The organism is Moraxella sp. CTOTU48268 (assembly GCF_032069585.1).
Taxonomy (GTDB): domain Bacteria; phylum Pseudomonadota; class Gammaproteobacteria; order Pseudomonadales; family Moraxellaceae; genus Faucicola; species Faucicola cinerea.
Genome location: NZ_DAMALV010000017.1, coordinates 36867 through 48298, shown reverse-complemented (window position 1 = coordinate 48298; position 11432 = coordinate 36867). Strand labels below are relative to the sequence as shown.

Sequence of the window (11432 nt, the reverse complement as noted above, 5' to 3'; positions counted from 1 at the left end):
AATGAACATTCAAAACCCAACTGAAGTAAAAGACTTCAATCAATACCCAGATGCCAGTGGACATTTTGGCATTCATGGGGGACGCTTTGTCTCTGAAACCCTGATGGCGGCACTGGAACAACTTGAGCATATCTATAACACTGCCAAAGCCAACCCCGAATTTTGGAAAGCTTTTCAAGACGACTTGGTCAATTATGTCGGCAGACCAACGCCACTTTATCATGCCAAACGCCTAAGTGATGATATCGGAGGCGCGCAGATTTATCTTAAACGTGAAGACTTAAACCACACAGGCGCTCACAAAGTCAACAACACCATCGGTCAAGCCTTGCTTGCCAAAATGGTCGGCAAAAAACGCATCATTGCCGAGACAGGCGCAGGGCAACATGGCGTAGCAACTGCCACCATCGCGGCGCGTCTAGGCTTAGAGTGCGTGGTGTATATGGGCGCAGATGATGTCGAACGCCAAGCCATGAACGTGTATCGTATGCGTCTGCTTGGGGCGACAGTCGTACCTGTCACCTCGGGTACTCGCACGCTCAAAGACGCCATGAATGAAGCCATGCGCGACTGGGTCACCAATGTCGATAGCACTTATTATGTCATTGGCACTGTCGCAGGTCCGCACCCATACCCCATGCTGGTGCGTGACTTTCAAGCCATTATCGGCAAAGAAGCCAAACTACAACACTACCAAAAAACAGGCAAACTGCCCGATGCGTTGGTCGCTTGTGTCGGTGGCGGTAGTAATGCCATCGGACTGTTTTATGACTTTTTAAATGATAAAGACGTCAAAATGTATGGTATCGAAGCCGGCGGCGATGGAGTCGAGACAGGCAACCATGCTGCACCACTTACCGTCGGTCGAGTGGGCGTATTACACGGCAACCGCACGTATTTGATGGCGGATGATGATGGGCAGATTTTGGGCACCCATTCGATTTCAGCAGGGCTTGATTACCCTGGCGTGGGTCCTGAACATAGTTTCTTAAAAGATATCGACCGTGTGCAGTATGTACCTTGTACCGATGAAGAAGCGATGGTTGGTTTTCGTGAATGTACCCAAAAAGAAGGCATTATTCCTGCACTAGAAAGCTCGCACGCCATTGCGTATGCGTTGAAACTTGCCAAAACCATGAGCAAAGACCAGTCGATTATTGTCAATCTGTCGGGTCGTGGGGATAAGGATTTGCACACGGTCATGAAACGTGATGGGATTGAGATTTGATTGATAATCTGCCCAATTGGAATGGCTTAAATTCACTATGTTTTACATTTAGGGTTGTGAGAGATAAAGTTTAACGAATTAATGTGGATGATGATAAATAATACCGAAACGACACAGCCATCTAATAGCTACAAAATAATTTATTATTTGTATATGGCTTTTGCTTTTTACTTTTTAATCGGTATTTATGCCAATTTTCACGAAGGTATTTGGGAGATTTTATACCAACTTAGTTCTAGTATGGTTTTTCTTTCAATAATAGTAGCTACCTATTTTATATTTCAAAAAATTCGACGAGGGAATGATAGTGTTTTAGCCGATATTAGAAGTGGTATTCTGGTCATCATATTTTTGGCAATTATATTATTTCTTGGTTCATTTGAATTTAAACAAAGCTTTTATGCTGTTTTTGAGCCCACCAAAACAGCGATGGCTGATGAATACACAACCCAAATAAAAGACTATCGTGGGACGAAACAGTATTATTTGTTTTTTGATGATAAAGAAAATCCAAACTCTTGCGATAGTCATATACAAAAGTGCAAATATCAATATAAAGTGAGAATCAATAGTGGCACTTATCAACAGATAAACAATAAACAGCAAATGGCAAAAGACAATCCTTTGAAAATATTCTATAAGCCGAAAGCTGAGATTTTAATGAAATGGAAAGCTATTTAAACTTCCCAATAAATTTACGCTAATATTAGGAAAACCTATGACCCGAATTGAAACCACCTTTAACACATTGCGAGAGCAAAACAAGAAAGCTTTAATTCCTTATGTGATGGCAGGCGACCCAAACCCAAGTGTTACCGTCAGCTTACTGCATGAACTTGTTGACCACGGAGCAGACGTCATCGAAGTCGGCTTGCCATTCTCAGACCCCATGGCAGACGGTGAGACCATCGCACTCGCAGGCGAGCGAGCATTGGCTGGTGGCACCAGTACCCGCCAAGCGATAGAGATGGTAAAAGCGTTTCGCAAAACCAATACCACCACGCCAGTGCTAGTAATGGGCTATCTAAATCCGATTGAAATCATCGGTTATGACAAGTTTATCAGCCTATGTCAAGATGCAGGGATTGACGGTGTTTTGATGGTCGATTTACCGCCGCAAGAAGCGGGCGATTTTACCCAAAAACTCGCCGCATCGAGTATGAACGAAATTTTTTTACTTGCGCCAACCACCTTGCCAGAACGCCGTGAACAAGTGCTAAAACATGGCGGTGGTTTTATCTATTATGTATCGGTCAAAGGCGTGACAGGCTCAAAAGCATTGGATGCCCAAGATGTGGGCGAACACGTCCAAGCGATTAAAGCACAAACTGCTTTGCCTGTGTGTGTTGGCTTTGGTATTCGTGATGGTGCATCGGCTAAAGCAGTCGGACAATATGCGGATGGCGTGATTGTCGGTAGTGAGCTGGTGAAAAACTTTGCTGATGTGGGCAACGATGAACAAAAAATCGCCCATGCCAAAAAAGCCATCTTGGATAAAATGGATGAGCTAAGAGAAGCGATTGACAGTCTTGAGTGATAGAATGGTTTGAGGTATTTGAGGTTAATCATTTCATTTATTGCTAAAATCAGTTAGCATACGCATTATAAAATGAGTTTGTACTTGTACACTCAAACAACTACTATTCAATGGCACTCTTAAATTGCACTGTTAATAGGGACTTATTATGAGCACTGATATGAAGCCTCAACCGATGGGACAGACACTGGAAGAAACTTGGTTAAAACGCCCATTACCCACCATCAAGCCGCGTGCCAAGCAAATACTGACGGCGGTTGAGACCGAACCATCGACTCAATGTCCCAACTGTAATTCAATTATCACCAATACGGCGCTGATTTTTAATAATTACGTCTGCCCATCGTGTGATGAACATCTTAGCATGACCGCGCGCACGCGTCTGAACTGGTTTTTTGACCAAGTCGATGACGAGCTGGGTCAGCAGTACCAAGCAGGCAATCCCTTAGACTTTGTCGATAGCAAACCTTACCCAACACGGATGAGCGAAGCGCAAGCCAAGACGGGCGAAACCGAAGTGCTTATCGTCATGAAAGGCAAACTTCAGCGCCTACCCGTGGTTGCCTGTGCGTTTGATTTTGCTTTTATGGGTGGCTCCATGGGCTCTGTGGTAGGCGATCGATTTGTGCTCGCTGCCGAGACGGCGCTCAAAGAACAAATCCCGCTGGTATGTTTTGCTGCATCGGGTGGCGCCCGTATGCAAGAGGGCTTGTTATCCCTCATGCAGATGGCGCGTACTGCCGCAGCGATTGAGAAACTCAAACACGCCAATATTCCTTATATTGTGGTGCTGACCAATCCTGTGTATGGCGGTGTAACCGCATCGCTTGCGATGTTAGGCGATATCCATTTGGCGGAGCCCAAAGCCATGATTGGTTTTGCGGGCAAACGGGTGATTGAACAAACCGTTCGCGAGGTACTGGGCGAGCCCTTCCAGCGCGCTGAGTTTTTGGTAGAGCATGGTGTGGTCGATCAAGTCGTCCATCGTTTACAAATGAAAGAAACGATTCATCGCTTACTTAAAAAAATGACCTATTTTCGTCAGGCTCACTAATTCATTATTATCACGGTTTTATCCATGCAACAGTCAAGCTTACCCGCCGCACTCTCACCATCCCCATTGCCGCCTAGCGTTTCAAGCTCGTTAACCGAGTGGTTAAACTACATGCAAGGCATCCATGTGTCCGCGATTGATATGGGGCTTGAGCGGGTGATACCCGTATTTCAAGCATTGGGTATAAAGCAAACCGATGCTTTTGTGTTTACTGTGGCAGGCACCAATGGCAAAGGCTCAACCACCGCCACTATTGCCGAGATCTGCCAACAAGCAGGCTATAAAACCGCTTTATATCAATCGCCGCATTTACTGGTGTTTAACGAGCGTGTCAGAATCAATGGAGAAATGGTCGATGACCAAACTTTGATTGATGCGTTTGCCAAAATCGAGCAGGCGAGGGTGGATTGTGGTTTGACGCTGTCATTTTTTGAAATGACGACGCTTGCCGCGTTTTTGATTTTTGCCCAAAACCACTGTGATGTCTGGGTATTGGAGGTGGGGTTAGGCGGTCGCCTCGATGTCGTCAATGTCATCGAGCCAAACCTTGCGGTGATTACCAATGTGGGTATCGACCATGTCGAATGGCTCGGCGACACCCGTGAAAAAATCGCGGTAGAAAAAGCCGGTATTTTGCGTGATAACCTCACATTGGTGTATGGCGAAACCGATATGCCATCGACCATCTCGCCCTTGATTGCACAGCACCATGCCCATTTGCTGCAGTATGGCAAAGATTATGGTTACCGCCATACTGACGGTGCAGTGACATGGCAATATAGCAATAGCGCGGTGACTTTATCGTTGCCCATCCCCAATCTGTCTTTGCACAATACCGCAACGGCTATCACCGCCCTCTTAGCCAGCCCATTAACCATAACCCAAAACCACATCCAAGCTGCGTTACCGAAGGTAAAATTGGCTGGGCGTTTTGACAGCAGACGGATGTCAGATCGCCAATGGGTGTTTGATGTTGCCCATAATGAGCATGGGATGCAGTTTTTGCTCAAGCAGTTGACGCCGTATGTGCATGCTTACCAACGTCAGTATCCAACCGCCAAATTGCATTTGGTGATATCCATGCTCGCTGATAAAGACATCGAGCGTGTACTCGCGCAGCTACAGCAATTCTCCCAGACGGTGATGCCGATTGACAGTGTTCACAGCGGCGTTATATCTCACCCTAGAGCCAGTAGCCAAGAGCGCTTGACTGAGCTGTTACCACGCTATTTTAATTCTGTATGTGTTTTTGAGGATTTGAATTTGGCAACCCAATCGGTCATTGACCACAGCCAAGAGAATGACCTAATTTTGGTTTGTGGTTCTTTTTATACCATCAGCGGTGTACTGACCAGCCAATCACTCAGTGAATAACGAATTTGTGCGTCAAATGATTTTACTTTTCAAAATTTTCAGTTAATATCTCAATAATGGTGAAAACTGCTAACGCGAATTTTGCTATGATTAGTCAAAATTCGTTGATTTTTATAGGTCGAAAAAATCATTTATCAAGACACATAAATTAGGGTAATTGGCATGAAATTTTCTAAGCAAGCATTATTGGGTACAACGGTATTGTTAGGCGGTAGCGTGTTGTTATATGCCACTATGCACCAAGTCTTGAATGCGCCTGCCAAACCTGCATCCAATAGCCAACAAGTTATCGCTAAACCCACGACAGATAAACAAACAGCAATCAGCAACGAGCCACTCACCGCCGATGTCGCAACCGAAAAAAATTTACTGGCACAAAAACAAAAAGAACGGGAGCAACGGGTCGCTGCGCAAGAACAACAAGCCCAACAATACATGACCGAGCAACAGCGGATTGAAGCGGAAGCTTTAGCGCGTAGCCGTGCTGAAAATCAACTGTATGCCAACAAAAATGCCGCCAATACCAATTCGGTGGTTGCCAGCTCAGTAACTGCGATTACCCAACCTGTGGTAAAGCCCCGACCCGTTGACACGGTCGCCGCGCCACCACAAACGCAAGCTGCAGTACCCAATAGCGTACAAAATACCGCACAGAGCCAAAGCGCTGCAAAAACTAAAGAACAAGTAGCTACGCCAAAGCCCACAGTGACAGCACCCGTCATCGCACAGCCGCAGCCCGCGGCAAAAACAACCCCTAGTAAGCCTGGTACCTATCAGGTTAAGGCAGGCGAGGGGTTGATAGGGTTGTCACGTCGCTACAATGTGCCAGTCGACGTATTGGCAAGCGTCAATAATCTCAATACCACCAGCAGCTTACGTGTCGGGCAAACTATTAACATCCCGACTGCGGCACAAGTCAACCGTATCACCCAGCAAGCCCAAGCGCGAGAGCAACAACGTCAAAATGAGATTGCTCGCAAAAAGCAAGAAGCTGAACAAAAAAAGCAGCAGGCGCTACTGCAGCAGCAGCAAGAAGTCGCCCGTAAAAAACAAGAAGCCGCGCAAAAAGAGCAGCAAAAACAGCAAGAAATCGCCCGCAAAAAGCAAGAAGCGCAGTTAAAAGAGCAGTTAAAAGAGCAAAAACGTCAACAAGAAATCGCCCAAAAAAAATTAGAAGCTCAACAACAAGCCCAGAAAAAACAAGCATTCCAAGCGGCACAAGATAATTTAAGGCAGGCGCGTCAGACGGTAAAAGAAACCGATGCCAAAGGTACGTTTGGGGTACAAGTTGCATTGGCAACCGACCAAAAAAAAGCCAGTGAAATTACCCAAAAATTACAAGCGGCAGGCTACAAAGTCAAAACCACCCAAACTAGCAAAGGTGTACGTATCGTCGTAGGTCCAGAAAAAGGCAAAGTCGCTGCCTTGGCGCTCAAAGACAAGCTCAATAACGATAGCCGCGTCGATGTCAATAGTGGCTGGGTGCTTTACTGGTAAGCCTATTTAACCTTTTAAAGCCAAACTAGGCAAACAAGGCCAAACAACCCAAACAATGCGACATTTTGTGTCGCATTGTTTGTCTATGTGCTTGTGAAAATCACCCAATAGAGGAATAATGCTCCCTTGTGGTAATTATCCTATAGATATGAGTGTGTGGTTAGTGTGACAATTTTTTTAGTGTTAGCGTTTGTGGTGTTTATCCTGTTAGTATTTGCATTTCGTAGTAGTGGTAGTAGCCGTGAAGAGGTTATTAAGCCAGTTCGGGGAGATGAATTAGCGGTATGGCCGTTTGAGCCGATGCCGATTATGACACCGACCGAAGTGATATTTTTTAATCGCTTGCAGCAAGCCGTGCCTGAGCTGATTATTTTTGGGCAAGTACAGCTATCACGTATTATCATGCCAAATGACGATGACGATACTGACCAAGGCTTTTGGTTTAATCGTATTTGCCGTATGAGTGTTGACTATGTGCTGGTCGATCAAGACAAGCAAACCGTACTATTGGCAATTGAATTAGACGACTGGACGCACAATACTCGCCGCCGTCAGCAGCAAGATGAAAAAAAAGACAAAGCGCTGTTGAGTGCAGGCATTTCGATATTACGAATCGATGGCGAAGCCATGCCGGATGCTGCGCTTTTACGCCGTAAAATCTTAGCAGTGATAGGGTAATATTAAAATCGCAAAAAACTATAGAAAGTGTTGCATTCAAAAAAAAACTCGCTATAATACTCAAACTCAACATAGGCGATTAGTTCAATTGGTAGAGCGTCGGTCTCCAAAACCGAATGTTGGGGGTTCGAGTCCCTCATCGCCTGCCACATTTTAGTTAGGTTAGCGTGTACGCTGTATTCTAATAATAAAATACGTTTTAATGATAGACAGGGCAGCCTTATGAAACAAATGCTAGAGAACAAACTAGCAGAGCTCAATGGCAAAAGGATGTCTGGTGAAAAAGTGGTTGTCCACCAACCTGCCGCTATTGAGATTGCCAAACGACACTCCCCTAAAGATTTTGCCCTGTGGATTTTTGCTTTTGTTGCATTAATCAGTGCAACTTTAGTCAATCAATATTTACCCGCATATTGGCAACCCGCTAGCAATTTATGGACGCGAGTGGCTGTTATTGCTGGACTAATCATTGCTGCATTATTGGCACTGGCATTGACCAACCAAGGCAGTGCTTTTAAAAAACTGTTGCAAGATTCTCGCGTTGAATTGCGCCGTGTGACTTGGCCGACCAAACAAGAAACCCTTGAATACACTTGGCAAGTTGCAGTAGTGGCTGGGATATTAGCCTTTATCGTGTGGTTATTAGATACCGTATTTAGCCAATTGATTCAATACGTCATTGGTCAATAGCAAAAATTTAGCCAAACCCTTTTATTTGACCCACATCTGTGGGTTTTTATCTATCTAGCAATATCAATATTTTACCTGCATTGCTCATATTTGGTATAGTAGGCGATGTGTTTAGCAATGAATTAGAGGAAGATTATCCATGCGTTGGTATATCGTACAAGCATTTTCAGGCTTTGAAAAACAAGTGCAGCGTTCATTGATTGAACGTATCAATCGCAGCGAATACAAAGAATCGTTTGGTCAAGTACTCGTCCCGACCGAAGAAGTTATCGAAATGCGGGATGGCAAAAAACGCAAATCTGAGCGTAAATTCTTCCCAGGTTACGTATTGATTGAAATGGATATGAACGACAATACATGGCACTTAGTTAAAGACTGTCCACGTGTGATGGGCTTTATTGGCGGTACGCCAGAAAATCCTGCGCCGATTACCCCAAAAGAAGCCGATACCATTTTAAATCGTTTAAATACCAACGAAAACAAACCGCGTCCAAAAACCTTATTTGAGCCAGGTGAAGAAGTGTTGGTCATCGATGGTCCGTTTACCGAGTTTAGAGGCTTGGTAGAAAAAGTGGATTACGAAAAATCGCGCTTACAGTTGACCGTCAATGTCTTTAACCGTCCAACCCCGGTTGAGCTAGAGTTTAAACAAGTAGAAAAAATTAACTAATTTTTGCTAGCTTTTCTTATTTATGGGTTTTTGGCCCTAAAATTGTAACTAAGTGCCAAATTTAGCAATTTTTGCTTTACCTAAGTAAAAATTCGCTTATAATATGGCACTTTATTTTTTCTGTTGTCTGCAAGATTGACAATATCACCCGGGGAGCCAGATAGCCATTCGATGAGTGGGTATCTAGCGCTATTACCCATAACAGGAGTCTATCATGGCTAAAAAGATTGATGGTTACATCAAACTACAAGTGCCAGCTGGTAAAGCTAATCCATCACCACCTATCGGTCCAGCATTGGGTCAAAAAGGTGTGAACATCATGGCATTCTGTAAAGAGTTCAACGCAGCTACTTCTAGCATGGAACCAGGTCTACCCGTTCCCGTTGAAATCACTGTTTACAACGACAAATCGTTCACCTTCATCATGAAGTCACCACCAGCGGCGTTCTTAATTCGCAAAGCTGCAGGTGCTGCCAAAGGTTCAGGCGTACCGAACAAAACTAAAGTGGGTAAAGTCAACCGCGCACAGTTAGAAGAAATTGCTAACACCAAAAACGCTGACTTAACTGCTGCTGACTTAGAATCTGCGGTTCGCACATTGGCGGGTACGGCTCGCTCAATGGGTATTGACGTGGAGGGTGTGTAAATGGCTAAATTAACTAAACGTCAAAAAGCAATCGCTGAAAGCTATGATGCGAACAAACAATACACATTGACTGAAGCTGTGGAAATCCTAAATAAATTGCCACCAGCAAAATTCAAAGAGTCAATCGATATTGCTATCAATCTAGGCGTTGACCCACGTAAATCTGACCAAGTGGTTCGTGGTGCTACCAACCTGCCTGCAGGTACCGGTAAAACCAAACGCGTTGCCGTGTTTGCACAAGGTGCAGCAGCTGATGCAGCAAAAGAAGCGGGTGCTGATATCGTAGGTTTTGAAGACCTAGCAGAAAGCATCAAAGCGGGTAACATGGACTTTGATGTTGTGATTGCGTCGCCTGATGCAATGCGCGTTGTTGGTCAATTAGGTACAATTTTAGGTCCACGTGGCTTAATGCCAAACCCTAAAGTAGGTACAGTTACCCCTAACGTTGCTGAAGCGGTTAAAAATACCAAAGCGGGTCAGGCAACTTACCGTGTTGATAAAGCGGGTATTATCCATACCACGATTGGTCAAGTAGGTTTTAGTGCTGAACAAATCGAGCAAAATGCATCTGCATTAATCGCTGATTTGAAAAAAGCAAAACCTGCGACCTCAAAAGGTATCTATATCAAGAAAATCACTCTATCAAGCACGATGGGCCCTGGTATCAACTTAGATCCAGTACCTTATCGTAATGCTTAAGCTATCACGCTTGATGGTAGATTTTTAATATATTTTAAATTTAGTTCAGCACAAACGGGTTGTGCTGTCTAAGACCGTAGGTTCTATTGGTTTAATCATAATTAAATCGTAAATAGTTTAATTGTGAAAGTTTTTCACAGCCTACGCAGACGGGATGGCAGTTTAATTTACCATTGACTGCCACCGTATCGGAGTGATAATAAGTTGTACTTTAACTTATTATATTAACTAGGTTTATTGGTGCCCTAAGTTAATCATAACTAGGAAACTGATAATATGGAGACAACCCATGGCATTAAATCTTCAAGACAAACAAGCGATTGTTGCTGAAGTAAGTGAATCTGCCAAAGGTGCCCTTTCTGCTGTTGTTGCCGATGCTCGTGGCGTAACAGTAGGTAAAATGACCCAACTGCGTAAAGAAGCTCGTGCAGCGGGTGTTGATATGCGTATCGTGCGTAATACTTTATTACGTCGTGCGTTAGAAGACACTAACTACTCTGTGTTAAATGACGTATTTGTAGGTCCAACACTTATCGCATTCTCAACTGAACATCCAGGTGCTGCGGCACGTTTGTTCAAAGAATTTGCTAAAACAAACGATAAGTTTGAAATTAAAGGTGCAGCTTTTGAAGGCGAGTTTATCGCTGCTAAAGATATCGATCGTTTAGCAAGCTTACCAACTTACGACGAAGCGATTGCGCGCTTAATGGGTACGATGAAAGAAGCCGCTGCAGGCAAATTTGTTCGTACTTTGGCAGCATTACGCGACAAAATGCAAGGCGAAGGCGAAGCCGCTTAATTTATTTAAGTAAACTTAACTACGCTTAGCATTTTTTAAACAAAATTCACTTATTTAGGAACACACATCATGGCATTAACTAACCAAGAAATTCTTGATGCAATCGCTGAAAAATCAGTAATGGAAATTGTAGATCTTATCTCTGCAATGGAAGAAAAATTTGGCGTATCAGCCGCTGCATTAGCAGCAGCACCTGCAGCTGCCGGTGACGCGCCTGCAGCAGAAGAAAAAGACGACTTCACTGTTGTATTAACTGGCGCTGGCGACAAGAAAGTAGCTGTTATTAAAGCAGTTCGCGAAATTACTGGCTTGGGCTTAAAAGAAGCTAAAGACCTAGTTGAAGGCGCACCACAAACAGTTAAAGAAGGCGTAGCGAAAGCTGAAGCTGAAGAATTGAAGAAAAAATTAGAAGAAGCAGGCGCATCAGTAGAATTGAAATAATTCTCGCACTTAAGTTCTCTAACCTTCAAAAAGCCATTATTGCACTTGCAATAATGGCTTTTTTTTATTATAATCATTCTCTTGACCTTTCGTGTCTGATTGAATATAAGATGGCACAC

At 44.1% G+C, this 11432-nt stretch carries 13 protein-coding genes and 1 tRNA gene; all 14 read left to right on the top strand.

The genetic code is table 11. From position 1 onward, the window contains the following. Position 1 precedes the first annotated feature (1 nt). The 14 genes from trpB (at position 2) to rplL (ending at position 11313) form a co-directional block, all read left to right on the top strand. The gene (trpB, locus tag RT143_RS07480) at positions 2–1228 is read left to right on the top strand and encodes a tryptophan synthase subunit beta (protein ID WP_313015918.1); all 1227 of its coding nucleotides are present in this window, start codon (positions 2–4) and stop codon (positions 1226–1228) included. Positions 1229–1318: 90 nt separating this feature from the next. Continuing rightward, positions 1319–1909, top strand: coding sequence for a hypothetical protein (locus RT143_RS07475; RefSeq protein ID WP_313092182.1), 591 nt, complete (start codon positions 1319–1321; stop codon positions 1907–1909). A 37-nt stretch (positions 1910–1946) separates the two neighbouring features. After that, positions 1947–2765, top strand: a complete 819-nt coding sequence (gene trpA / locus RT143_RS07470) for a tryptophan synthase subunit alpha (protein WP_219330890.1) — start codon at positions 1947–1949, stop codon at positions 2763–2765. 148 nt (positions 2766–2913) lie between these two features. Further along, on the top strand, positions 2914–3819 hold the full coding sequence (gene accD, locus RT143_RS07465; protein ID WP_313092180.1) for an acetyl-CoA carboxylase, carboxyltransferase subunit beta: 906 nt from the start codon (positions 2914–2916) through the stop codon (positions 3817–3819). Positions 3820–3843: 24 nt separating this feature from the next. Next, positions 3844–5193: a bifunctional tetrahydrofolate synthase/dihydrofolate synthase gene (folC, locus tag RT143_RS07460; protein ID WP_313092178.1), complete on the top strand. Its 1350-nt coding sequence runs from the start codon at positions 3844–3846 to the stop codon at positions 5191–5193. A 162-nt stretch (positions 5194–5355) separates the two neighbouring features. Continuing rightward, positions 5356–6690, top strand: coding sequence for an SPOR and LysM peptidoglycan-binding domain-containing protein (locus RT143_RS07455; protein WP_313092176.1), 1335 nt, complete (start codon positions 5356–5358; stop codon positions 6688–6690). Positions 6691–6855: 165 nt separating this feature from the next. Continuing rightward, entirely contained in the window at positions 6856–7368 is a 513-nt protein-coding gene (locus RT143_RS07450; protein ID WP_227716727.1) for a DUF2726 domain-containing protein, read from the top strand. A gap of 73 nt (positions 7369–7441) precedes the next feature. Continuing rightward, positions 7442–7517, top strand: a tRNA-Trp gene (locus RT143_RS07445). Positions 7518–7590: 73 nt separating this feature from the next. Beyond that, positions 7591–8058 carry a preprotein translocase subunit SecE gene (secE, locus tag RT143_RS07440; protein ID WP_313092174.1) on the top strand — a complete coding sequence of 156 codons (468 nt, stop codon included), beginning with the start codon at positions 7591–7593 and terminating at the stop codon, positions 8056–8058. Between the two features lie 139 nt (positions 8059–8197). Further along, positions 8198–8728: a transcription termination/antitermination protein NusG gene (gene nusG / locus RT143_RS07435; protein ID WP_007116399.1), complete on the top strand. Its 531-nt coding sequence runs from the start codon at positions 8198–8200 to the stop codon at positions 8726–8728. A 214-nt stretch (positions 8729–8942) separates the two neighbouring features. Next, the gene (gene rplK / locus RT143_RS07430; protein ID WP_007116398.1) at positions 8943–9374 is read left to right on the top strand and encodes a 50S ribosomal protein L11; all 432 of its coding nucleotides are present in this window, start codon (positions 8943–8945) and stop codon (positions 9372–9374) included. Further along, positions 9375–10073 (top strand): 50S ribosomal protein L1, encoded by a 699-nt coding sequence (rplA, locus tag RT143_RS07425; protein WP_101964677.1) that lies wholly within the window; start codon positions 9375–9377, stop codon positions 10071–10073. A 289-nt stretch (positions 10074–10362) separates the two neighbouring features. Then, on the top strand, positions 10363–10872 hold the full coding sequence (gene rplJ / locus RT143_RS07420; protein ID WP_138018878.1) for a 50S ribosomal protein L10: 510 nt from the start codon (positions 10363–10365) through the stop codon (positions 10870–10872). 69 nt (positions 10873–10941) lie between these two features. Next, complete coding sequence (gene rplL / locus RT143_RS07415) at positions 10942–11313, top strand: 50S ribosomal protein L7/L12 (RefSeq protein WP_007116395.1); 372 nt, start codon at positions 10942–10944, stop codon at positions 11311–11313. Positions 11314–11432: the final 119 nt, after the last annotated feature.